Below are 25,618 nucleotides of genomic sequence, written 5' to 3'. Positions count from 1 at the left end.
TTTAAAAAACATAAATTGATTGATTAATAAATAAAAAATAGCAACTTAAAACTTTAAAAATGTAAAAAAGGGTATACTATTATAGTATACCTCTTTTCTTTTTCGGTAATATTTTCTTTTGTGTATATAATTATTGATAATGGTTTATAAATAAAATGTAGCAAATAAAAATATAATCATTAGGAGCGTTTTTAAATTGACTAGGTTTGATTTATGTTATATAATTAATATATAACAAGAGAACAAATGTTTGTAGATAAATGAAGGGATGGTATAGAGATGAGTGTAGATCAAGAAAAATTAAAAGCGTTGAATGAAGCTTTAGGTAAAATTGAAAAAGATTTTGGTAAAGGTTCAGTAATGAAATTGGGAGAAGCAACGTCTATGTCTATAGATGTTATATCAACAGGAGCAATCGGTTTAGATATAGCTATTGGTATAGGAGGTCTACCTAGAGGGAGAATAGTTGAAATATATGGTCCAGAATCTTCTGGTAAGACGACTGTTGCACTTAGTTGTGTAGCATCAGCTCAAAAAAATGGAGGAATAGCTGCATTTATAGATGCTGAACATGCACTTGACCCAGTATATGCAAAAGCATTAGGTGTGGATGTTGATAATCTAATCATATCTCAACCAGATACAGGAGAACAAGCCTTAGAAATAGCAGAGGCATTAATAAGAAGTGGTGCAATTGATATAATAGTAATAGATTCAGTTGCAGCATTGGTTCCAAAAGCAGAAATAGACGGAGATATGGGTGATTCTCATGTAGGTTTACAAGCTAGACTTATGTCTCAAGCACTTAGAAAATTAACTGGTTCGATTAAAAAATCAAATTGTGTTGCTATATTTATAAACCAATTAAGAGAGAAAGTAGGAATAATGTTTGGAAATCCAGAAACGACTACTGGAGGACGTGCATTAAAGTTCTACTCATCAGTTAGATTGGATGTTAGAAAAATAGACACAATAAAACAAGGTGACAAGGTTATAGGAAGCAGAACAAGAGTTAAGGTTGTTAAAAACAAAGTAGCACCACCATTTAAACAATCTGAATTTGATATAATGTATGGAGAAGGTATATCAAAAATTGGAGATCTTTTAGATATAGCTGCTGACATAGATATAGTTAAAAAATCAGGTTCATGGTATAGTTACAATGATACTAAACTTGGACAAGGAAGGGAAAATGTAAAAAAATTCCTAGAGGATAATATGGATTTAACTAATGAAATAGATGAAAAAGTTAGAACATTTTACAATTTAAATGAGGTTAGTGAAGAAGCCGGTACTTTGGTATCAGAAGACGTTGTTGAAAAATAAGTGAAAATATAAAAAAATAACTATTAAATAAGGACATACCACGCTCCCTATTAGCTTGACACAATGTTGAAAAAATTATAAAATTAAGTGAGGATAAAATATCTAAATTTAATTTTAATTATTAGGAATATTTTTTAATCATAGTGATGACATTTTGGGATTATTAACGAAGGAGGTGGATGTCATAGATAGTGTAGTAATGATTGTAATAGGTGCAGCTGTTGGTATTATAGCTGGATATTTTGTTAGAAAAAATATATCTGAAGCAAAACTTGGACAAGCTGAAAACTTGGCCAAAGAAATAATAGATAAAGCACACCACGACTCAGAAACAGTACAGAAAGAAAAGTTATTAGAAGCTAAAGAAGAGATCCATAAGTGGAGAACAGAAGCTGAAAGAGAAAACAAAGAAAGAAGAACAGAAGTACAAAAGTATGAAAAAAGAGTAGTACAAAAAGAAGAAGTCTTAGATAGAAAATTACAAAATTTAGAATCTAAAGAAGTAAATCTAAGTGAAAAATTAAAGACAGTTGAAAAGAAAGAAGAAGAAGTCGAAGTAATAAAAACTCAACAATTGGAAAAATTAGAAAGCATATCAGGAATTACATCTGATAAGGCTAAAGAAATTATTTTAACAAATGCTGAGAGAGATGTAAGACGTGAAATGTCTATAATGATAAAAGAGATAGAAGGTCAAGCTAAAGAAGAAGCTGATAAGAAATCAAGAGAAATTATAGGATATGCAATTCAAAAATGTGCAGCAGATCACGTAGCTGAAACTACTGTTACAGTAGTAAGCTTACCTAATGATGAAATGAAGGGTAGAATAATAGGTAGAGAAGGTAGAAATATAAGGACTCTAGAAACTTTAACAGGGATAGACCTTATAATAGATGACACTCCAGAAGCAGTAATTTTATCAGGATTTGATCCAATAAGAAGAGAAATTGCAAGAATTGCTCTAGAGAAATTAATAGCAGATGGAAGAATACATCCAGCTAGAATTGAAGAAATGGTTGAAAAAGCGAGAAAAGAAGTTGACAATATTATAAAAGAATATGGTGAACAAGCTGCATTTGAAACTAGTGTACATGGAATTCATCCAGAATTAATAAGATTATTAGGTAGACTTAATTATAGAACTAGTTATGGACAAAATGTTCTTAAACATTCTATAGAAGTTGCTCATATAGCTGGTATAATGGCTGCTGAGATAGGTGCAGACATTAGATTAGCTAAGAGAGCTGGTTTATTACATGATATAGGTAAGGCTGTAGACCATGAAATGGAAGGTACACATGTTGAAATAGGTATGGATTTACTTAGACGTTATAAGGAATCTAAAGAAGTTATACATGCTATGAGTACACATCATGGAGATTATGAGCCTCAGACCGTAGAAGCTGTATTAGTTACAGCAGCAGATGCGATATCAGCTGCTAGACCTGGTGCTAGAAGAGAGACTTTAGAAGCTTATATTAAGAGACTTGAAAAATTAGAAGAAATAGCTAATTCATACGAAGGTGTAGAAAAATCATTTGCTATACAAGCTGGTAGAGAGATTAGAATAATGGTAAAACCAGAAGCCATAAATGATGAAGAAATACACTTATTAGCGAGAGATATGACTAAGAAAATAGAGGATGAGCTTGAATATCCTGGACAAATAAAAGTAAGTATAATAAGAGAAACAAGAGCTATAGAATATGCAAAATAAAATATAAATATCTAAATGATAACAAAAATATTTTTAAAAATTTAAATTTGCCACAGGATAGAATGATTTATCCTGTGGTTTTTTAATTTTTAGGGCTTAAAATGATACAATTTGAAATAAGTATAAAGGGGATAAAGATTAATTAATTATAAAGAATTAATAAAATTAATCCTTATATACACATTGTTTGTATAATTATTTAAGTTTGTTTGATATAATGAAGTGATAAAATAATCTATTATATGACAAATTATAGTTAGGCAGAATTGACTACAGGAATGTCATATCAAAAAACTTTTAATCAACGTTATTGTGAACGATAAATAATATATTTGAAAAAAATATAAATCTTTTTAGACTTTTAATTTTGATGATGTTCTTTATATGATGTATTTGTATATTTCTGTTGTTTTATAAAAAGTAACAGATGAATATAAAAATTTAAAGTTTTAAAGAGTTTACTACTTGAAATAATTATATTTAAAGAAGGTGAAAATACAATGAAGCCAAAGTGAGGGTTAAAGAGGGGACATACTATGAAAAAAAATACACTTTTACATACAAATGTTATTGTTTGCACTATTATTACTCTTGGTTTTGTAGCTACTTCTGTAATTGGATACCAATCTAATACTAATATTTTTAAAAATGATATTGAGCATGTATCCACATTGGCTGCTGAAGGTATCTATTATCAGATAGATAAACTCCTTTCAGAACCTATAAATGTATCTCTTACCATGGCAAATGATAGTTTATTAAAAAACTTTTTAGATGGTGAGAAAGAACATATAAATGATGAGGAATTTACTTATAAATTACAAGATTACTTGAATGCATACAAGAATAAATACTCATATGATTCTATTTTTCTAGTATCTGCTAAAACAAATAACTATTATCATTTTAATGGGCTTGATAGAAATCTTAGTGTTAATAATTCAGAGAATCAATGGTATTATAATTTCTTAAAGAGTAATGATGAATATTCATTAAATGTTGATAATGATGAAGCAAGCAATAATAGTATTACAGTATTTGTAAATTGTAAGATAAAAGATGATGATGGATCAACTATGGGAATTATAGGAGTTGGATTAAAGGTTAATTCATTACAAATGTTGCTTAAAGAATATGATGATAAATTTGATGTTGTAGCACATTTAATTGATGATAAGGGATTTGTACAATTAACATCAGAAAAAACTGGTTATGAGCATATAAATTTCTTTGAAAATTCTAGTAGTGATTTATCTGATTCAAAGGAGTTAATATTAAATAATAAAAAAGAGCAGAGGAGTTTTTGGCATTCATCTGAAAAATCAAAAAGTTATGTTGTATGTCAGTATATACCTAGTTTAAAATGGCATCTTGTTTTAGAGACTGATTTGACTGTAATGAGTAAGCAACTTCAGATACAATTTTTAAAAGGAATTGCAGTTATAATTTTGATTATAATATTTGTACTTTTTACAATTACACGTGTACTTAAGAAGTATAAAAGTCAAATAATGAAGCTTAGTGTTTCTCAGAAATTAGAATATCAAAAGTTGTTAAGTCAATCTACTGAAGAACTTTATGAAAATATTTTTGAGATTGATGTTACTAATAATAGAGCTGGTTGTGAAGATTCAAATAGATATTTTCATGAGTTTGGCTTAGGGCTTAATACACCCTATGATGAAGCACTATATACAATTGCTAAAGAACAAATCAAAGGAGAGTATGCACAGGGTTATTTAGAGACGTTCTTACCAGAAAATGTTCTTAAGTGTTATAATAGCGGAATTAATAATATAAGCTATGATTTTTTAATTAAGAAAGATGGGGAAAATTATCACTGGATTAGAATTAATGCACGAATTTTCTTTTGGACATCAGATGAATCTGTTCGTATGATATCTTATCGTAAAAATATAGATGAGGAAAAAAATAGAGAATTATTACTACTTGAACGCTCACAACTTGATTCTCTTACTGGCCTTTACAATAAGGGGGTAACAGAGGAATTTATTAGTTCATTTCTAGAAAACAAGAACAATCAAGATTCAGAACATGTTTTTCTAATATTTGATATTGATGATTTTAAAAATGTAAATGATAAATATGGTCATGCATTTGGAGATTTTATTATAAATGAATTTGCATTAGAATTGAAATCTCAATTTCGAGAGGATGATATTGTAGGACGTATTGGTGGAGATGAGTTTGTAGTATTGATAAAAAATTTTAATAGCAATAACTATGTACTTATAGATAAATTAGAGCGTTTATGTTCTAAAATTAATCAGAAGAAATTTGCTGAGCAAGCGGAGTTTTCTATTACATGTAGTATTGGTGTAGCAATGTATCCTGAACATGGTTGCGTATATTCTGAGTTATATGAAAAAGCAGACCAAGCACTTTATTATGCAAAAAGCCATGGGAAAAATTCTTATCATGTATTTTCGGATGATTCTATGGATAGTATGTCATTTCACATAAATCCTAGAGATATAAAAGTATTATTGGAAATGGCTACTGATGGTATTGTCAAATTTGCTTGTATGGAAAATTTGAAATTACTTTATTTTAATCAAAAAATGCTTGAATTCACTGGATATTCTGCACACGTTGTTTCATCTGCAAACTTTGATGTTCTTTCACCGGTATTACAAGATGACTTACAAATAGTACTTAATACATTACGAGAAGCAATTTCTAAGAGAGAGACTTTTGAAGTGGTTTTCCGTTTGTGTCATACAGATGGTCATATTTTTCCTGTAAGAATGCAAGGTACATTTGTAAACGAGTTATATCAAAATCGTTATCCTGTTTTTTATGCGATTTATACAGATATATCAAGTCTTAGTATCATATCAGAAAATAAAAATTAAATGTTACAGTAAAATATAAAATTTAATATAATAGCATCAATATACGAAGATTATAAATAAAACCTGCTAAAAATCAATCTATTTTATTAGCAGGTTTTTAAATTTTTTAGTACTAAGTTTTTATGTTTCTAGACGAGAAGATTCGCCATTTTAAAGATTTTACTTATTATTTTAAACATTAATTATGAAATTTATCAATTTATTATCTACATAAAATATTTTATAACAATAAATATCTATAGTTATTGCAAATTTTCTTTAATAGTTTTGTATTTATTTGTACTTATTTTGAATTTGTTTGCTAAATTTGCCTATAAAAAGTATATATAAAAATATAGTTTAAAATGGTATAATTAATTATAACAGAAGGAGGTAATGTAAGTGAGCCAATACATAAATATAAACTCTCAGTTAGACGCCCTGAAATTGAAAGAATTCGAGAAAGTATTTTACGAAAATATCAATGAGGACGTTAAAGTAGTGCCAAAAGTTACTCCTTTTAAAGGAATAAATACTGACTTGTTGTATGTAAAAGATGGAAAAATTTTATTTATAAAATTTATGGATACAACAGAAGATATATATTTTATTTTGGAAGAAGAGTTACTTGAAGTTATGCATGAGGAATATGAGCTTTTGAAACTAAAAATGGGACAAAAGAATAGAAATATAAGCTATAATTATGTTTATATTATGCCATATGTTGAAGTAGACGAAGCTTATGAGTTTGAAGAATTTGTGAATAATAATATAATAGATAAAAATAAGCTTCAAGATATAATGGCTAGTGCTTCACTGGATGAATATCTTAAGGAAAAAAATGATGAAATAAATTTAAATTTATTTTTATTAGATATATGTTCAGAATACTATATAATAAATGACACACTTCACCTAAACGAAAAATTTAAAAAAATTTCCTTCTACAATGATGACTATAAATATACAGCAACTATGATGGAAGAAATTCAAATTAAAGATGCTATTTCTATTAAATATGGAAATACACTTATTGAAGGCGGTTCTGGTATAGGGAAAACGGCAAATATGCTTTCTAGAGCTATAAAACTGGCAAAAGTATATCCACATCATAAATTACTAATATTTACACATACAAAACAACTATGTAATGAACTTCGAGAAAGAATTGAATTATTATATAAAGATAACAACAATTTAGAAGTTCATACATTTAGCTCTTTTATATTTAAATTAGCTAAAAAATATAATCTAATCATTGACTACAATATGTTAAAAAATGATTATGAAAAAACATTTAATAATCTTGTAAAGCAAGCACAAAACATTATAAAGAATAAAAACATGTTTAAGGCTATTTTTATTGATGAAGCAGAAAGTTTTTTAGATTATGAAATAGATTTTATAAGAGAGTTTTTATATAAAACAAAATTCATATTTAATGTGTATTCTTGTAACTCTTTAAATATCTTTAATAGATTAAATATATTTAGGAAACTATATAGTAATATAGAGTTTGATGATAAAATCATATTAAATAAAAATTATAGGCAAGCTAAAGAAATTGTTGATTTTACAAATAATTTTTCAAATAATTCTAATGCTTATATTAATGAATTAAGACCTAATACAAAGTTTAATACTTTTTTTAATACAAAAGCACTTAGAGGTGGTAATAAGTCGGTTGATATAATAAAAGTAAGTGATTTAGATGACCAAATAAGTTCTGTAATATGGGAAATCGAATATTTGATAAGCCAAAAAGGTCTTGATTATTCTGAAGTTGCTATTGTATATCCTTATAATAAGAAGAAATTAAAAAGTGGAAAAACTATTTATTTTCAATACATGTTAAAAAAGGCATTAGAAGAAGCACAAATTCCTTATATATGTGCAGAAGATAACTTAACAAACATAAGTAAGAAGGTAGGAACGACAATAGCAAATATATATACAATAAAGAATTTAGAATATAAAGCGATAATAATATGTGAGTTAGAAATGTTATATAATCAAACAATAAATGATACAGAGCAAGATTATCAAGTAAATGACTTTGTAGGTGATTTAAATAAGGTTTATTTGGCTATGAGTAGGGCCACTGACTATCTAAGTATAGTAACAACCTTTAATGAAGATGCAAGTGATATAATAAGAATTATTACAGAATCAAAAGAGGATAGGGAATAAAACGTATTTTGAATTCAAAAAATTAAAAGAGACTGAATTGTGTAGAATAAATATTACCAATTCAGTCTCTTATTTTTTTAACTTACTTTTCCAATATTATCAAAAGGTAATAATCTTACCATGACCTTACCAATAATTTCATCTTCATCAACCATACCTACATCTGGGAATCTACTATCATTACTATTTTCTCTATTATCACCCATTGCAAATAACTTTCCTTTTGGAACGACTGTGTCTACATCTCCAGAAGTATAATTATTATGTATATATGGTTCAGTTATTAATTTGCCATTTACATATACTTTAGAATTGGATATTTTTATACTATCACCTTCAGTAGCTATAACTCTCTTTATTAAATCTTTTTTCTTTCCAGTATCTCCATCAACTAAATCAGTTTTAAAAACTACAATATCACCTTTTTCAGGTTTACCAACTTTATATGATATTCTATTTAAAATTAAATAGTCTTTATCGTCTAAAGTAGGATACATTGATTCTCCACTAACAATAGAAGGTCTTATAAATTGTAATATTACAAATGCAAGTACAATAGCCATGGCTATTGACTTAATCCAATCAAATATTTCCTTTTTAACACTCATAATTTTTCTCCTTATCATTTGTCATTAAATTAAAATACTTTAGAATAAAAAGAAATAACCAAGAACAACTATACCCAAAATTATTCTATAATAACCAAAGACTTTGAAATCGTGTTTTTTGATATAATCCATAAAAAACTTAATAACTACGATTGAAACTATAAAAGCTACTACAGAGCCAACACCCAAAATAAGCCATTCAAATCCAGTAAATCCAAATCCAGCTTTTAAAAGTTTTAATGCACTAGCTCCAAGCATTGTAGGAATAGCTAAGAAGAATGAAAATTCTGCTGCTACATATCTAGAAGTACCAAGTAATACTGCACCAATTATAGTTGAACCAGATCTAGATGTACCTGGAATAAGAGCTAGACATTGGAATAAACCTATACAAAGAGCTAGTTTATATGTAACTTGAGAAAAATCTTTATATTTTGGTCTTTTATTTCTACTTTCAAGTCCTATCATTATTATACCATATACAATAAGAGCAATTGCAACTACTGTTGAATTGAAGAATAATCTGTCTATATCATCCTCAAACAGTATACCAATAACTCCAGATGGTATAACTGCAATTATAACCTTAAGCCATAAGCGAACTGTTTCTTTTTTTTGTTTAGTATTCTTTGCACTATCAAAAGGATTTAACTTCCTAAAAAATATAACAAGTACAGCTAATATTGAACCAAATTGAATTACAACTAAAAATGTATTTATAAATGTAGATGAAAAATTCAATTTTATAAATTCATCAACTAATATCATATGCCCTGTACTACTTACTGGTAGCCATTCTGTAATTCCTTGAACTATTCCCAAAATGACTGCTTTAAAAACTTCAAGCAAACTAAATGTTTCCAAATTTAAATACCTCCAATACAAATTTATAGTAGCATATTTTACTCAAATATTAATAAAATATGCCACCTTTTACTAACTTATAATACCACAGTACTGTGTAGTGCACAATGGAAGATTGATATTTTCATAAAACCTTCATAATTTAAAAAAATAAACTTGAAACTTGTCTATTGAATAAGGGGTATATATGAAGGGGAAATATATGGTATAGTAAAAGTATAACTATTTTATTTTATGAAAAGGAAAGGAGTTATTATGTATATTACGAAAATATTGGATGATTATGAGTATGAAACTTTTAATGTTTTTTCTACAAAATTAAACCCAAGTACAAAACACGATTATTTATCAAAGGTTATGTTATTTAAAGAGTTTCTAAAAGGAAAAGAATTAATTTATGTAACAAAAGAAGATTGTAAAAATTTTGTGGACTATATACAAACCAAATATGCAAAATCAACTTGTGAAAAGATATATAGTTATTTACATAGTTTTTATAACTTTTTAAAAAAAGAAGGATATATAGATATAAATCCATTTAGGCATGTAGAAAAACCAACAGTAACTAGAATAAAGACAAAGGATGATGTTTTAAGCATACAGGAAATAAATAAGCTTATAGGTATTTTACCAAAACTGAATATAAGAGATAGAGTGATAATAGTCTGTCTAGTTACTACTGGGTGTTTATTAAATGAATTAGTTAGCTTAAAGTGGAAAGACCTTATGGTAGATGAAAACGATAACTCGTATGTTAGACTAGGAAAGGGAAGAAAAGAGAGAGTAGTAAAGTTACATCCATACTTTTTTAGGCTTTTAGAAGACTACAGAAATTATTCTGGACTTCCAGAAGTAATAATACCTAATGATGATTTTATTTTTACAACTCAAAAAAGCAATTCTATAACAGATAGAAATGTCAGATTGATAGTAAAAAAAGCATTAGATTTAGCAGGGCTTTCTCAATATTCAGCAAGAGACTTTAGACATTCATTTGCAGCAATAAGTTTAAGACTTGGGGCGGATGAGAGTGACGTAAAAAATCAACTTGGCTGGAGTGATAAATACTATGCAATTAGATATAAATATGTATTGAATTTTGTTGATAGCGAGATTGTGGATTATTTAATTGAGAAAGATAATCTAGATATAAATAAAAAGTATTAGCACGTAAAAAATACTCTATATAAATATGAACAAAAAATAAAAAAGTCTTGTTATAGTTCGTAAAATTATATATAATTATTTATGTACTAATATGTACATAATAACTATACAACAAAAGATTTAAGGAAGGTGCTAATATAATGATAGATAACAAATATACTACGTACTCAAATCCGCTTACAGATAGATACTGTAGTAAAGATATGAGTTATATATTTTCTCCACAATTTAAATTTTCTACATGGAGAAGATTATGGGTTGCTCTTGCTGAAGGTGAGCATGAGTTAGGAATCAATATAACTGAAGAACAATTAGATGAGTTAAGAGCTAATATAGATAATATAAATTTTGATGAAGCTAGAAAAATAGAAAAAGAAGTAAGACATGATGTAATGTCTCATGTAAAAGCGTATGGTTTACAATGTGAAAAAGCTAAAGGAATCATCCATCTAGGAGCAACATCTGCTTATGTTGGAGATAATACAGACGTTGTACAAATGAATGAAGCCTTAAAACTTCTAAGAGTAAAGCTTGTAAATTTAATAAATAACTTAAAAGAATTTGCACTTAAGTATAAGGATATGCCAGCTCTTGGTTTTACGCACTTTCAAGCAGCACAACTTACAACAGTAGGGAAAAGAGCTTGTTTGTGGGCTCAAGATTTAATCCTTGATTTAGAAGACTTAAATTATAGAATAGATAATATGAAATTAAGAGGAGTTAAAGGGACTACTGGGACTCAAGCAAGTTTTTTAAGTTTATTTGAAGGAGACCATGAAAAAGTAAAAGAGTTAGATAAGAAAATTTGTAAAAAAATGGGATATAGTTCTTCTTATGCAGTAAGTGGACAAACATATACTAGAAAGCTAGACTATCAAGTAATAAGTGTATTATCAGGAATAGCTCAAAGTATGCATAAAATGACTAATGATATAAGACTTTTACAAAGTCTAAAAGAATTAGAAGAGCCATTTGAAAAAAATCAAATAGGTTCATCAGCAATGGCCTATAAAAGAAATCCAATGAGAAGTGAAAGAATAGCTTCTTTATCTAAATATATAATATCTGAATCTATAAGCCCTGCAATGGTACAGGCTACTCAATGGTTAGAGAGAACATTAGATGACTCAGCCAATAAAAGATTAGCTATACCTCAAGCTTTTATGGCAGCAGATGCTATACTTGAAATAGGTATAAATGTAACTGATGGGTTAGTAGTATATGAAAATATGATAAATAAACGTGTAAATGAAGAACTTCCTTTTATGGCTACAGAAACAATACTTATGGAAGCTGTAAAAAGAGGTGGAGATAGACAGGAATTACATGAGATAATAAGAGAATATTCTATGAAAGCTGCTTATAGAGTTAAACATGAAGGAAAAGATAATAATTTAATTGAGCTTATAATGAATGATGATTCATTTAAAATGAGCAAGGAAGAAATATTATCTATAATGGACCCAAAAAAATTTATAGGTAGAGCTCCAGAACAAGTTGTAGAATTTGTAAATGAAGTTGTAGAACCAACTATAAAAGATTATAAAGAAGATTTAGGAAAAGTAGATGTGGATTTAAGAGTGTAAGTTTTATAGATAAAATATAATTAAAAACGGCTATCTTATTTATAAATAAGATAGCCATTTTAATGGGCTAGCGTCTGCTCTTCACCGCTGTGAAGAGTTCTTCCTTATTTACTATATCATGAATTCAATAAAATAGCTATATAAATAATATTTAATCAGAAAAATATAATTAAAAACAAGAAAAATAATAAGATTACTAATTAAATTTAATCATTATTCAAAAACTATTGTACTTGCAATATTTTTAATGTAAACTGAAATAAAGTTAGTTAGATAATTTAATAAATTTTAAAACAACCGAGGTGATTGTATGAAATACGTAGTAAAAGATACTATAAGTTTTTTGGTAAAAACATTTCCTAAGATTTATTCTAGTTTATATTTAGAAGACCTAAAAAAATTCGCACCAGACTATAATGTAAATAAAACACAATTGAGAGCATTAGTATTTATAAGAAATTATGGAGTAATAAGCATGACTGATTTATGCTCTAAATTAAATATAGAAAAAGGCAGTCTAACTAGTATGGTAGATGATTTAACAGAAAAAAAATATGTAACAAGAGAAAGAGATTTAGTTGATAGAAGAAAGTATTTAATTGACATTACAGAAGAAGGAGATAAGATAGCTTCTGATTTTATGGATAAATTAAGTGATGGATTGGAAGAAAAGCTTTCTAGACTAACTGAAGAAGATAGAAAGAACTATCTAGGAGCAATAAATACTCTTCAGTATATATTAAATAAAGATGAATTTAAATAGGAAACTATGAAAAATCCCCTTTTCAAATATTGGTTGAAAAGGGGATTTTTTATCTAATAAAATTTACATAAGGTAAACTTTTAAAATTTATTTGTGTAAAGCTACATATTGCTCTAAACCTTCTTTTAATAATGTAGCAGCTCTATGAAGGTCAGTTTCATTTAAGATGTAAGCTAATCTTATTTCGTCACGTCCTAAACCTGGAGTAGCATAGAATCCTTCAGCAGGGCAAACCATAACAGTTTCATTATTTTTACTGAACTCTTTTAACATCCAGATTGTGAAATCTTCTGCATTTTCAACTGGTAATTTAGCAACTATATAGAATGCACCAGTTGGTTTTTTACAGATAACACCTTCAACTTTCATTAATTCATTGTATAATACATCTCTTCTTTTTTTGTATTCTTCATTAACTTCTTTGAAGTAAGAAACTGGAGTTTTGTATAATTCAACAGCTCCTATTTGTTCTAATGTAGGAACACAAAGTCTTCCTTGGCATAATTTAAGTATTTGAGCGATAAGACCTTTATTTTTACAAGCGATAGAACCAATTCTAGCACCACAAGCACTGTATCTCTTAGAAACACTGTCTATTATTATAACTCTGTCTTGTACACCTTCTAAGTTACCACAGCTAGTGTATTCAAGTCCATCATAAACAAATTCTCTATAAACTTCGTCTGCTATTATCCATAGATTTTTTTCTTTAGCTATTTCAGCTAGGATATTAAGTTCTTCTTTTGTATAAATTGCACCAGTTGGATTTCCTGGGTTAGAAAGAATTATAGCTTTAGTTCTATCATCTACCTTAGAAGCTATTTCTTCTTTTGATGGAAGGTGGAAACCGTTTTCTGCTTTTGTTGTAACAGCATTAACTTCTACGTTTACACATTGACCAAATCCATTGTAGTTAGTATAGAATGGTTCTGGAACTAATAAATTATCTCCTGGGTCACAAACAGCCATCATAGTGAAAAGTAAAGCTTCACTACCACCATTAGTTACTAATAATTCATCTTTTTCAAAATCCATATTGTAAGTTTTGTAGTAATTTTGAAGTGCTTCTAATAATTCTGGAATACCTTCAGAAGTAGCATATTCTAAAACTTCGCTATCAAAGTTTTTAACAGCATCAAAAAACCCTTGAGGAGTTTTTATGTCTGGTTGACCTATATTTAAGTGATATACTTTGATTCCTTTATCTTTTGCTGCTTGTGCAAATGGAACAAGTTTTCTGATTGGAGAGGCTTGCATTGCACTAACTCTGTTTGAATAATTCATTTTAATACCCCCTATTTAATTTAAATACGTATATTGTATTATGTAAATTGTATATTGGAATACAAGACATCTTTACAAGATAATAATAACATACTTATAGGTAAAAATCATCAAAAAAAATTAATATAGCTTTAAAATAAACTTTTAACAAATTAGAGTGAAATACTCGTATTTATACTAATAAATTATATGTACATAAACTTATTTATAGTATGATAATATATGTATATATTAGTTATAATTTTTTTGTATTACAAAATTAAAATACATAATACTAAATATGTAAAATTATAAAAAATATTATAAATTTATTTAACAGATACAATAAATATCATATAATTATATTAAAGGCTATTAACTAAGAGGTGTTAATTATGAGAGAATTAAGAATAGATCCAATTACTAATGATGTTGTTATATTTGCTACTGATAGGTTGAAAAGGCCATTAGATACAATTGATGTACCAAATGATGAAGAAGAAACTAATGAATACGATGAAGGATGCCCATTTTGTAAGGGAAATGAAGTTTATGCAACGGATACACTATTTGAAATAAAAGGTGATGAAGGTTGGCTTGTAAAATCCATATATAATAAATTTCCTATAATTGATGATTTGGCAAGAGATATATATGGTATTCATGAGGTAATGATAGAAAGTAATAAACATAACAGCAGTTTTTACAATATGAATCAAAAAGAATTTGAAGATGTTTTTTTTATGTATAGAAATAGATTTAAACGTTTGTCGAAAGATGACAAAGTAGAATATGTGAGTATTTTTAAAAATTTCTTGAGAAAGGCTGGAGCATCTTTGATGCATCCACATGCTCAAATACTATCTATGTCTTTTATTCCACCTGAAATTACAAATGAGTTGTTGGTTTCAAAAGAGTATTATGATAGCAATAAAAGCTCTTTGTATAATGACTTGGTAGAAAATGAAATAAGTTTAAATAAAAGAGTGGTTTATAATGGAGATGCTTTTTTAGTAATTATACCATATGCAACTAAGTACAGTGGAGAAGTAAGAGTAATATTTAAAGACAGCATAAAGTTTGATGAATTAACAGATAACAATATAAAAGAGCTTTCTATGATATTCGAAAAGTTATTTAAAAAATTATATAATATAAATGGATATATGCCATTTAACTTGTGTATCCATACTCATCCAACAAAAATTGAAACAAAATCATACTTTAATGTTCATATGCACATAATACCAAGAAAGTATAACCTTGGAGGATTTGAACTTGGAACAAATATGTATGTTTCTTCAATGAATCCTGAAGAATTAACAAAAAAATTAAAATTTGATTAAAGGATGTACTTTTTAGGTATTAAAGAAATAATAATTTTAAAATAAAATTATAGTATATCAATGTTAAAATAAAAACAAATAGAAAAATAAATGAAAAAACTAATAGAAAATTACTATTTAGATGAGGAGTGGAATATGAAATTTATATCGTGGAATGTTAATGGGATAAGAGCATGTGTAGGGAAAGGATTTTTAGACTTTTTTAGAGATATTGATGCAGATATATTTTGTCTACAAGAGACTAAATTACAGGAAGGGCAAATAGAGTTAGATTTGCCGGGTTATTTTCAATACTGGAATTATGCAGAGCGAAAAGGTTATTCAGGTACTGCTATATTTACCAAAAAAGAGCCTTTAAAAGTAATGTATGGAATAAATATAGAAGAACATGATAAAGAAGGTAGAGTTATAACTTTAGAATTTGAAGATTTTTATTTTGTTACTGTATATACTCCAAATTCTCAATCTGAGTTAAAGAGATTAGAATATAGAACTAGATGGGAAGATGACTTTATAGATTATTTGGTTAAATTAGATAATTATAAGCCTGTAATAGTGTGTGGAGATATGAATGTGGCACATAAAGAAATAGACTTGAAAAATCCTAAAAACAACACAAAGAACGCAGGTTTTACAAAGGAAGAAAGAGAAAAATTCTCTAAATTATTAGATAGTGGATTTATAGACACATATAGATACTTTAATCCTGATAAAGAAGGAGTGTATAGTTGGTGGTCATATAGATTTAATGCAAGAAAAAATAACGCTGGATGGAGAATAGATTATTTTTGTGCATCTAAAAAATTAGAAGATAGATTGACAAATGTAAATATACACACTGAGGTATTGGGGTCAGACCATTGTCCAGTAGAATTAGAGATAAGATAGAAGTTTCATAAGGATAAAAATTGGGCTGTAGATGTAAATTTAAAGTTAATTATTCTTTTAATCTACATGCCTGTTTTTAACCTAGATAAATTTCACTTATTTTTTCCTTGTTTACAATTTTCTAATTCAAATTGATTTGTTTTTCCCATGTTGTAAGCTAAATTAATAATTTTTTTCTCATCTTTAGTCAAATCGCGATTTAGAATTTTCTTGAACTCATCAAACAATTTATCATAGTCAACTCTTTTTTTATTAGAATACTTTATAGATTTAGATTTAATATTTGTATATACATATATATCAGGTACTATACTTGGATTGTATATCTTAATAAAAACCTTCGATGTATAGTATGCATCATTTAAAGCATTGTGATAAGACATTTTTTCATCAAGTTCCAATATAGAAATAGCATTTTGCAAGCCAATACTTTTTCCTGCTGGATTATTAAAATATTTAGATGCATGTTGTTGAATATTAATATAAGACTTAGGTAAAATATCTGATGCTAGCTTATGATAATTGATATTTCTGTATAATTCCTTTAAATCTCCAACTCCCCAAACACATAGTATAGGGTCGTGTGATGCTATAAATTTTATGAAATTGTTGTAAACCTCAGGAAAAGTAGGCGAATTGTTAAAATCAGAGTCTTTAATATTAGTCATACGACTAATAAAAGGGTGCATTGCCTTGTATAGTGTAGGTTTAATATAGCTATTAAATGTATCTACTATATTAAATTTAGAATCCAGTTTAATTGCTCCTATTTGTATAATTTCAAAAGGACATTTTTCATTGGACACAGTTTTATTGAGTTTTTTGTCAAAGCCTTGGTTGAATTCCAAATCGAAAATTATGTATTCCATAAAGTTTATCTCCTAAATTTTTGTATTATTACTAGTATAGATTATATTATAAGCTAAATTAAATTTTTAAACAAAAATACTTTTATTTTAGTATACCCCATATTTATAAAAATGTTAAACTATTGTATGTATAATATTTTTCCAAGAAAAAATATTGCGAACTTTTTGTACTTGATATATAATAATATAAATAAAAACACGAATAAAACACGAATGTTTTGCAAGAAAAATTCATAAACATAAGGAAAAATGAATTTTATCTTGTATATTTAATAAAATAAAATTTACACAAAAATCATAGGAGAGTGAAAAGATGGAGAGTTTATTATATGTAATAGAGAAAGATAAGCATACCAATGAAGAGATAAGAGAAATCCTAAAGAGCAATAAAAACATAAGATTCGTTTCTTTAATGGGTGTTGACTTAGGAGGAAATGCAACAGACGAAAAAATTCCTGTAGAATTATTTTTAGAGGATATAGATAAATTCTTAGAATCAGCTATACAAACTGATGGTTCAAGTGTTGAGCTTTATAATATAGCAACACTAAATAATGCAAAAGTAGACTTAATGCCAGATAAAAGTTGTCATTGGTATGTAGATTACAATATGGAATACATAGATGAAGAAGCAGGATTACCTGTAGGAACATTAAAGATACCTGCATTTCTAATACATGATAATAAAAAAGTATGTTCTAGGGGAATTCTTCAAAAAGCAGATAAATATTTTAAGAAATCTATGTTTGAAATATTTAGAGAATATCCACATGTAATAAACAATATAGGAATAAACTCAGTAGATGATATAGAAGAAATAATGTTAACAGTAGCTACAGAACTTGAATTTTGGGTTAATACTCCTGAAGATAAGGCTGACTTAGAAAAATTATATGTATCACAAAGCTTAAAAGAACAATACTGGAAAAGAACTCATGGTATTATAAGAACTTGTCTAGAACAAAGTTTAATAATACTTCAAAAGCTAGGTGTAAGCCCTGAAATGGCTCATAAAGAGGTTGGTGGAATTCAAAGTTCTATAAGTATAGATGGAAAGACAAACCATGCTATGGAGCAATTAGAGGTTTCTTGGAAGTTTTCTACACCATTACAAGCGGCAGATAATGAATTATTAGTAAGAGATGTTATAGAAGATGTATTTACATCACATGGATTAGAAGTCACATTTAAAGCAAAGCCAATTCATGGAGTTGCAGGAAGTGGTGGTCATACACATGTAGGAGTAAGTGCAAAATTAAAAGATGGAAGTAGCAAAAACTTATTTGCTCCAAAAGATTTAAAAGAAGATTATCTAAGTGAATTAGGGTATGGAGCTCTTATGGGACTTCTTTATAATTATGAAGTATTAAATCCAATTGTAACAGCTTCTAATGATGGATTTAATAGACTAGTTCCTGGATTTGAAGCACCTGTATGTATAGTTACATCTTTAGGTCATAGTTATGAAATGCCATCTAGAAATAGGTCAGTACTTGTTGGGTTAATAAGAGATATAAAGAATCCAAAGACTGTAAGATTTGAGTTAAGATCACCAAGTCCTCTATCTAATACTTATCTAGTAATAGCAGGATGTTATCAAACAATGTTAGATGGTATAAAAGCAGCAGCTAAGAGTGGACTTAGTACTAAAGAACTAGAAAAAGAATTATCTAAAAATGTGGGAGAAGAAAGTTTCTATTTAGAAAAAGACAGAGCATATAGAGATGAAAATGATGTATTTGAACATTATAATTTAGAAGAAAGAAATGCAAGATTTGGAACACCTCCAGCAACAGTTTATGAAAATATGAAAAATCTAGAGATATATGCTTCTAAATTAAAATCTTTAAAACAAGGCGATGTATTTACTGATAGCATAATAGAATCATTTAAAGTTGGGGCAATAGATAAGTGGCAAAAAAAATTAAAAACTAGAATAATAGAAGCGGGAATTCAAAAGATAAGAAGTATTGTAAAAGTACACACAAAAGAAAATATGGATGCACTTGATGAAGTAGTTTGGAATTCAATATCAGACTTAAAGTTTAATATTATGAAAGACACTTTAACTAGAGAATCACTATTTACTAGAGTAAGAGAAGCTGTAGAAAATAAAGATTATCAAACTGCTTCGGATTTACAAATAGAACTAAAGAGAAGCATGGAAGAAATACAACAATTATATATGCAATACAAGAAAAATATATACTAAGATAAAATGATAATAATTTGATTTTGATATTATAAAGGCAATTAAGTATGATTAAATCATTTTGAGTTAAATCTCAAATGTAAAAACCATACTCAATTGCCTTTAATTTTTGATTTTAAGTTTTACAATAAAATTAATCTAAATTAATTATATTGATTATCTATTAATTCTGATATATAATCAGCAATTTCATCTGGATGAATGACTGTTTTAAATTCTTCTAGATTCTTTTTCATAAAATTTATTATAGAATCAAATTCATTTGACACTAACTTATAAAATATATTTTTTAGGTCTAGGTCATCGCTGTAAATCATTCCAAGACCCTTATCTATTATAAATTTGGCATTTTCAATTTCTTGACCAACTTTTGGCATTTTTACGAGCACTGGAGTTTGAGACTGGATTGCTTCAAATATAGTTGCTCCTCCAGGTTTAGTCAACATTAAGTCACATTCTTCTATTAGATTGTACATATCATTTACAAATCCAAGTACTTTTATATTTTTTAGAGGTTTTTTATGAGTTAAATTATCATATAGTTTTTTATTTTTACCTGTAACTATTGTAATCTCTATGGAATTAATATGTTCTTCAATAAAGTCATCTATCCAATGCATAAAATCCTCATCTATATCAAATAGACCTCTTCCTCCTCCTAAAAGCAATAATCTATATTTTCCATAACAAGGTTCTTTACTTTCAATCTGGAATCTCTTATCTACAGGAACTCCAGTAACTTTTATGGAATCTGGGTTTATTCCTTTTTGAAAAAATCTATTTTTTATCTCTGGAGATGGAACAAAATATAAATCTGTATTTTCAAAAACCCATTCCATACTGTCTACAACATCTGTAATAACTGTCAATGTGGGTATATTTATGTCAGGATTTTTTATCTTAAAATTATTTACACAAGCAGCTGCTAGTGGAAATGTAGAGATAATCAAATCTGGATTTATATCAGAAATATACTCAGAAAGTTTAGGTGTATATAATTTATGAGAGAAATCATGTCTTGAGTCAAACGATTTCTTAAAATAGTAATAATAATTATATAATCCAGGAGTATATTTTGTATTGTTTTCATAAAGCTTCACCATAGGCTTATTCATCATAGGGATACTTGCATTTATAAAGTTTTGTATAACAACATTGTAATTACTATATTTTTCAATGATACATTCCTTAACTGCTTTTGCAGCACTTATATGACCAGCACCAAATTGAGCTGTTAAGATTAATATAGTTTTATCTTCTTTTGTTTTAGACAATTTATCACCACTTTCATAAAATATATCTGATTAGAGTATTATACATTTACAGAAGAATTTAATCAATAATAATATTAAAAAATAACTATTGTGTAAAACATAGTACTGTGTTATTATGAAAGCATAAGAAGTTTTAACATAGTACCTTGTAAAACACAATACTGTGTATTTAAAGAAAGGATGGAGTATATGAACACACAATTTAGAAAGGGTGTCTTAGAAATTTGTGTACTCGCGCTAATATCTAAAAAAGATATGTATGGATATGAAATAGTACATAATATTTCTAAAGTAATAGATGTAAATGAAGGAACGATATATCCTATTCTAAGAAGACTGACAAAAGATTTGTATTTTGAAACATATATACTAGAATCTAATGAGGGTCCTGCTAGAAAATACTATAGAATAACTTCACTAGGAAAAGAAAACTTATCCAATTTGATGGAAGAATGGAGAGAATTTGTAAAGGCTGTTGAGATTTTAATAAGTGAAGATGAGGGAGGTAATGAACTTGAATAAAACTGAGTTTCTGGAAATTTTAAAGGATTATCTAAGAAAGGATTTTTCTGAGAGCGAAGTTAATGATATATTGAGAGATTATGAAGAATATTTTGTAGATGGGATTATAGAAGGAAAGAGTGATATGGAGATAATATCATCACTTGGTTCACCAAAATCTATAGCAAGAGAACTTATTCTACAGACGAAAGAAAAAAACATTGAAGATGAAAAAATAATAAACACAGATATTTTAAATGATAAGTTTAGTAAATTCAAGTTAGATATGAAAAAGGGATATTCTATTTTAAAAGATGAAGCTAAAGAAAAATACAATAAATCGAAAGAAAGAGTAAATGATAAACTTACTCCAAGTATAGAAGAAGGTGTTGTAGGAGTATCTAGAGAAGCTATAAAGATTTTATTAGTATTTTTATCCTTATTATTGATTATTCCAGCATTTGCATTTGTATGTGCTATTATTTCAGTTGCTATTGGGTTAGTATGTACATTGATTGCTTTTGTCATATCAATTCCATTTGTAATTAAATTTATTTCAATGGTTCCAGATGTTACAATGTTTTGTATATTTGCGACTATAGCATTTATAGGTTTAGAGATACTGGCATGGCAAATTTTACTGTTTGTTATAAAGTTAGGCAAACAATTGTTAAGTAGTTATATAAATTGGATAAAGAGAAAAAACATTTATATAAATGCAAATGAAAAGATGGAAAAAAGAAATAAAGATACTTTAAGTGAGAAAGATTTGAATAAAGATAGTGATGAAGATTTATATGATGATTATTACAATATAGAAAAAGAAGATATAAAGGAATCTGATAATTACAATGATGATAGCATAAATTTTGAGTCAATGTATAAAGATTTTGAAGAGATAGATGATAAGAAAGGAGAAGATAAACATGAATAAGAAACTTGCCATATTTGCTGCGGTTTTATTAGTAATAGGTATAATTGGAACAACATGGTCAGGGATTTTAGTTATGCCAAGTTTAATAAACTTTGGACTCGAAAAAGAAGCTGAATTTAAAAAAGAAAATAAACTTTATCAAGAAAAAGTAAATATTGACAAGTTAGATGTATCTGTTGACAATATAAATGTTACGATAAAGAGACACTCAAGTGAAGATGTACGTGTGACAACAAGGGGAAATAATGAGTTTTACAAATATAATGTAACTTTAAAGGATAAGACATTAGTTGTAAAAGGTGAACGAAAATATGAAAATCGTGTTAAAAAAATTAAAAATTTTGACCAATTATTTAATACATCTATAAATAGTATGTTTTCAGGAGATTATAGGGAAATAGTAATCTATGTACCAAATAATGTAGATATAAATGTATCAAGTGTAGATTCATCTCTATTAGTATATGATAATGTAGCTTCAAATAATATAACATATAAGAGTTCTTATGGAAGATTTGAGAGAGTTATAACTGAAAATAATATAAATAAGCTAGATACATTAAATTTAATATCTAGTAATAATCTTGAATTATCTACAAAATCAGTTTTAGGTGTTAAAAACGTAAATATAGAATCAGAATCATTAGATATATCTTCAGAATATGAAGACATATTTGTCAATAATGTAGAACAATATATACCTGAAAATATAAACATAAAGGAAAAAATAGGTAGGAATTCGCATTATGATAACAACTTTAGCATATATTGTGATTTTCCAATTGCTAAAAATTTAGATATAGATGTTCCAAATTCTAAAGTAAGTCTTACTCTACCAGTAAATAAGTATAAGTTTAATTGCGACATAAAGTCTAAAGAAAGAATAGAAGATATTAATGATGAAGCAGAAGAATACAGTGATAGTTCAGATGGATATGAACACAGTGAAGAAAATCATAACTCATATAAAAATATAAGAGAAATAAAAGGGCTTTTAAATGAAAACTTGTCGAATTTAGAACAAGAGTATACTATAAAAATAAATTCAAATAAATTAGAAATGTAAATAATTTATTACTATAATTAATAAATTGACCTAAAAGTATAAAAATATAGTCTATACTATGGTATAATAAGTATCGAAATAGAATTGGGAGAGGGATACTTATGAATAAAATAGCAGTAAGTTTTTTAATAATTGCTACTACTTTATTGAGTACAGCATGTATGGATTATAAAGTTGACAAAGTAGAATTGGTTGATTCTAGAGATTCTGCAGTTGTAAAGAAAGGTGAAGACATCAAAGAAGAAACTGATACAATTAATCCTAAAAAAACAGCTAAAATACCTATAGAGATAGTTTCAAAGGATGAAAAGATAGTAAAATACTTGCAAATAGATGAAGAAAGTACATTAAAAGATAAACTACAGTTAATCTTAGATACTTTATCACATGAGTATTTTAATGGTTTAGATATGGAAGTTGAAGTTCAGGAAAAAGATAGTCTAGTAAAGATAAACTTAGTTGAACCTGATGAAAAGGGGAGAGTTTCTTGGAAAGAGGATTATTTAAATGAACAAAATATAATATATACTATAAATAATATTATCAAAAATGTCATTCAAGAAGATGATAATAGTATTTGGGTTGAAGAAGTAGAGATATACTACAATGGAGAATTAATAGAGTTAACATAAGAAATGATGTGTTTTATTTAAAAGCACATCATTTTTTTTTATAATTTTTTAATCCTTATAAAATCCTTATATTTATGATTTAAAATGATTCTTGTAAATAAGTTTGACAAAAGAAAGGATGAAAATTATGAGTAATTATATTTTGGAGGTAAAAGGAGTTTCTAAAAAATTTAAGGAGCAGGCTGCAGTTAATAATATTTCAATTGCAATTAAACATAATTCTATTTATGGATTATTAGGACCAAATGGAGCAGGGAAATCTACTTTATTAAAAATGATAACAGGGATTTTAAACCCCACTTCTGGAAAGATATTATTTGAAGGTAATAGATGGACTAGAAAAGACTTAGCAAACATTGGGTCTCTTATTGAATCACCTGCTATATATGAGAATTTAACAGCAAGAGAGAATCTAAAAGTTCATACTACATTACTTGGTCTTCCTGACTCTCGCATTGAAGAAGTTTTAGAGATTGTTGATTTAAGAGATACTTTTAAAAAGCGTTCAGGTCAGTTTTCTCTAGGTATGAAGCAGCGTCTTGGTATTGCTATCGCATTATTAAATCACCCAAAACTTTTAATCTTAGATGAGCCTACAAATGGACTTGACCCTATTGGAATTGAAGAACTTAGAGAATTGATTCGTTCTTTTCCAAAGCAAGGAATTACAGTTATTTTATCAAGTCATATTTTGTCTGAGGTTGAGCAAGTTGTAGATGAAATTGGAATAATTTCTAATGGAGTAATAGGGTATCAAGGAGAAGTATCAAAAGAACAAAATTTAGAAGAACTTTTTATGAAAGTTGTAGCTGAAAATAGAAAGAGAGGTAAGTAAGATGGAAAGATTTGTTAGAGCAGAGTTCCAAAAGATGAAAAGAACTTTTGGAATGAGATTGTCTTGGATAGCCCCAATATTTTCTATACTTATCTGTTTTGGACTAGGTGGAGGACAAAATGGTACTTACAATTGGTGGTATACTATGTTTCTTCCAGGAGCAATAACTTTAATTTGTTCTTTAGTAGTACAAAAAGATGAAAAAAAGAAGTATCAAGGTGTCTTGTCATTGCCAGTTGACAAAAAAAATATCTGGACTGGAAAAATACTTTATTGTACCATTATACTTTGTATATCTTCAATTATTTTCATGATAGGGATAGTTTTTATTGGAGTAGTTTATAAGAAAACTATTTTAATAAATCAAAATATTATTGGAACTATAGTACTTATCTTACTATTTATGTGGCAAATTCCACTTTGTATGTTTTTAGCTTCAAAATTTGGTTTGTTTATTACAGTTTTAATAAATATGTTTTTCACTGTGCTTGGAGTAGCTGTTTTTTCAACTACAAGTTCATGGTACTTATTTCCATATTCAATTCCATCAAGATTAATGGCTGCGGTATTGCATATTTTACCAAATGGGCTTCCTGTACCAGAAGGGAATGAACTTTTAAGTACTAATGTTATTTTACCAGGGATATTAATATCTATTGTTTTATTTATATTATTTACTTTAGCTACAAGTGTTTGGTTTAAAAATAGAGAGGTGAAATAAT

The 25,618-nt window shown here is 27.4% G+C and carries 21 protein-coding genes; 16 read left to right on the top strand and 5 right to left on the bottom strand.

All coding sequences use genetic code 11. From position 1 onward, the window contains the following. Window positions 1-279: 279 nt before the first annotated feature. From recA to KGF45_RS05205, 4 genes are all read left to right on the top strand, one after another. Entirely contained in the window at window positions 280-1,326 is a 1,047-nt protein-coding gene (recA, locus tag KGF45_RS05220; protein ID WP_227827209.1) for a recombinase RecA, read from the top strand. Between the two features lie 175 nt (window positions 1,327-1,501). Then, window positions 1,502-3,043 (top strand): ribonuclease Y, encoded by a 1,542-nt coding sequence (gene rny / locus KGF45_RS05215; protein WP_227827476.1) that lies wholly within the window; start codon window positions 1,502-1,504, stop codon window positions 3,041-3,043. 536 nt (window positions 3,044-3,579) lie between these two features. Next, window positions 3,580-5,919 (top strand): diguanylate cyclase, encoded by a 2,340-nt coding sequence (locus KGF45_RS05210; RefSeq protein ID WP_227827210.1) that lies wholly within the window; start codon window positions 3,580-3,582, stop codon window positions 5,917-5,919. 381 nt (window positions 5,920-6,300) lie between these two features. Beyond that, window positions 6,301-8,088 carry a UvrD-helicase domain-containing protein gene (locus KGF45_RS05205; protein WP_227827211.1) on the top strand — a complete coding sequence of 596 codons (1,788 nt, stop codon included), beginning with the start codon at window positions 6,301-6,303 and terminating at the stop codon, window positions 8,086-8,088. Between the two features lie 77 nt (window positions 8,089-8,165). Here KGF45_RS05205 and lepB read toward each other — a convergent pair whose 3' ends face one another. Both lepB and KGF45_RS05195 read right to left on the bottom strand, forming a co-directional pair. Continuing rightward, window positions 8,166-8,696 carry a signal peptidase I gene (gene lepB / locus KGF45_RS05200; protein ID WP_227827212.1) on the bottom strand — a complete coding sequence of 177 codons (531 nt, stop codon included), beginning with the start codon at window positions 8,694-8,696 and terminating at the stop codon, window positions 8,166-8,168. Between the two features lie 39 nt (window positions 8,697-8,735). After that, window positions 8,736-9,560 carry an undecaprenyl-diphosphate phosphatase gene (locus KGF45_RS05195; protein WP_227827213.1) on the bottom strand — a complete coding sequence of 275 codons (825 nt, stop codon included), beginning with the start codon at window positions 9,558-9,560 and terminating at the stop codon, window positions 8,736-8,738. Between the two features lie 255 nt (window positions 9,561-9,815). Here KGF45_RS05195 and KGF45_RS05190 point away from each other — a divergent pair, with 255 nt between their 5' ends. The 3 genes from KGF45_RS05190 to KGF45_RS05180 all read left to right on the top strand — a co-directional run bounded on the left by KGF45_RS05190 (window position 9,816) and on the right by KGF45_RS05180 (window position 13,076). Further along, window positions 9,816-10,727 (top strand): tyrosine-type recombinase/integrase, encoded by a 912-nt coding sequence (locus KGF45_RS05190; protein WP_227827477.1) that lies wholly within the window; start codon window positions 9,816-9,818, stop codon window positions 10,725-10,727. A 140-nt stretch (window positions 10,728-10,867) separates the two neighbouring features. Beyond that, window positions 10,868-12,313 carry an adenylosuccinate lyase gene (gene purB / locus KGF45_RS05185; protein ID WP_227827214.1) on the top strand — a complete coding sequence of 482 codons (1,446 nt, stop codon included), beginning with the start codon at window positions 10,868-10,870 and terminating at the stop codon, window positions 12,311-12,313. A 310-nt stretch (window positions 12,314-12,623) separates the two neighbouring features. Next, window positions 12,624-13,076, top strand: a complete 453-nt coding sequence (locus KGF45_RS05180) for a MarR family winged helix-turn-helix transcriptional regulator (RefSeq protein ID WP_227827215.1) — start codon at window positions 12,624-12,626, stop codon at window positions 13,074-13,076. An 87-nt stretch (window positions 13,077-13,163) separates the two neighbouring features. On the opposite strand, the gene KGF45_RS05175 is transcribed toward KGF45_RS05180, so the two are convergent. Further along, the gene (locus KGF45_RS05175) at window positions 13,164-14,360 is read right to left on the bottom strand and encodes a pyridoxal phosphate-dependent aminotransferase (protein WP_227827216.1); all 1,197 of its coding nucleotides are present in this window, start codon (window positions 14,358-14,360) and stop codon (window positions 13,164-13,166) included. 374 nt (window positions 14,361-14,734) lie between these two features. Here KGF45_RS05175 and galT point away from each other — a divergent pair, with 374 nt between their 5' ends. Together galT and KGF45_RS05165 are read left to right on the top strand one after the other, a co-directional pair. Further along, on the top strand, window positions 14,735-15,685 hold the full coding sequence (galT, locus tag KGF45_RS05170) for a galactose-1-phosphate uridylyltransferase (RefSeq protein ID WP_227827217.1): 951 nt from the start codon (window positions 14,735-14,737) through the stop codon (window positions 15,683-15,685). A 135-nt stretch (window positions 15,686-15,820) separates the two neighbouring features. After that, on the top strand, window positions 15,821-16,573 hold the full coding sequence (locus KGF45_RS05165) for an exodeoxyribonuclease III (RefSeq protein WP_227827478.1): 753 nt from the start codon (window positions 15,821-15,823) through the stop codon (window positions 16,571-16,573). 92 nt (window positions 16,574-16,665) lie between these two features. Here the strand turns inward: KGF45_RS05165 and KGF45_RS05160 are convergent, their stop codons facing one another. Next, entirely contained in the window at window positions 16,666-17,442 is a 777-nt protein-coding gene (locus tag KGF45_RS05160; RefSeq protein ID WP_227827218.1) for a 3'-5' exonuclease, read from the bottom strand. A 313-nt stretch (window positions 17,443-17,755) separates the two neighbouring features. Between KGF45_RS05160 and KGF45_RS05155 the strand changes: the two genes are divergently transcribed. Beyond that, window positions 17,756-19,654 carry a glutamine synthetase gene (locus tag KGF45_RS05155; RefSeq protein WP_227841962.1) on the top strand — a complete coding sequence of 633 codons (1,899 nt, stop codon included), beginning with the start codon at window positions 17,756-17,758 and terminating at the stop codon, window positions 19,652-19,654. 143 nt (window positions 19,655-19,797) lie between these two features. On the opposite strand, the gene KGF45_RS05150 is transcribed toward KGF45_RS05155, so the two are convergent. Beyond that, entirely contained in the window at window positions 19,798-20,928 is a 1,131-nt protein-coding gene (locus tag KGF45_RS05150; RefSeq protein ID WP_227827220.1) for an MGDG synthase family glycosyltransferase, read from the bottom strand. A gap of 189 nt (window positions 20,929-21,117) precedes the next feature. Between KGF45_RS05150 and KGF45_RS05145 the strand changes: the two genes are divergently transcribed. The 6 genes from KGF45_RS05145 (at window position 21,118) to KGF45_RS05120 (ending at window position 25,617) form a co-directional block, all read left to right on the top strand. After that, window positions 21,118-21,450 (top strand): PadR family transcriptional regulator, encoded by a 333-nt coding sequence (locus tag KGF45_RS05145; protein ID WP_009889116.1) that lies wholly within the window; start codon window positions 21,118-21,120, stop codon window positions 21,448-21,450. Next, entirely contained in the window at window positions 21,437-22,363 is a 927-nt protein-coding gene (locus tag KGF45_RS05140; protein WP_227827221.1) for a DUF1700 domain-containing protein, read from the top strand. Before KGF45_RS05145 ends, KGF45_RS05140 begins: the two co-directional genes overlap by 14 nt. Next, window positions 22,356-23,429 carry a DUF4097 family beta strand repeat-containing protein gene (locus KGF45_RS05135; RefSeq protein ID WP_227839603.1) on the top strand — a complete coding sequence of 358 codons (1,074 nt, stop codon included), beginning with the start codon at window positions 22,356-22,358 and terminating at the stop codon, window positions 23,427-23,429. The genes KGF45_RS05140 and KGF45_RS05135 overlap by 8 nt, the downstream gene beginning before the upstream one ends. A gap of 101 nt (window positions 23,430-23,530) precedes the next feature. Next, the gene (locus KGF45_RS05130) at window positions 23,531-24,061 is read left to right on the top strand and encodes a hypothetical protein (protein ID WP_227827223.1); all 531 of its coding nucleotides are present in this window, start codon (window positions 23,531-23,533) and stop codon (window positions 24,059-24,061) included. Window positions 24,062-24,188: 127 nt separating this feature from the next. Continuing rightward, complete coding sequence (locus KGF45_RS05125) at window positions 24,189-24,896, top strand: lantibiotic protection ABC transporter ATP-binding protein (RefSeq protein ID WP_227841961.1); 708 nt, start codon at window positions 24,189-24,191, stop codon at window positions 24,894-24,896. Between the two features lies 1 nt (window position 24,897). Continuing rightward, window positions 24,898-25,617, top strand: a complete 720-nt coding sequence (locus tag KGF45_RS05120; RefSeq protein WP_227827225.1) for a lantibiotic immunity ABC transporter MutE/EpiE family permease subunit — start codon at window positions 24,898-24,900, stop codon at window positions 25,615-25,617. Window position 25,618 lies beyond the last annotated feature (1 nt).

Origin of the sequence: Clostridioides sp. ZZV14-6154 (assembly GCF_020657785.1) — a bacterium.
In the GTDB taxonomy this organism is placed as follows: Bacteria; Bacillota; Clostridia; order Peptostreptococcales; family Peptostreptococcaceae; genus Clostridioides.
The sequence above is the reverse complement of the archived record's forward strand: the minus strand, read 5'-3'. Positions and strand labels throughout refer to the sequence as shown.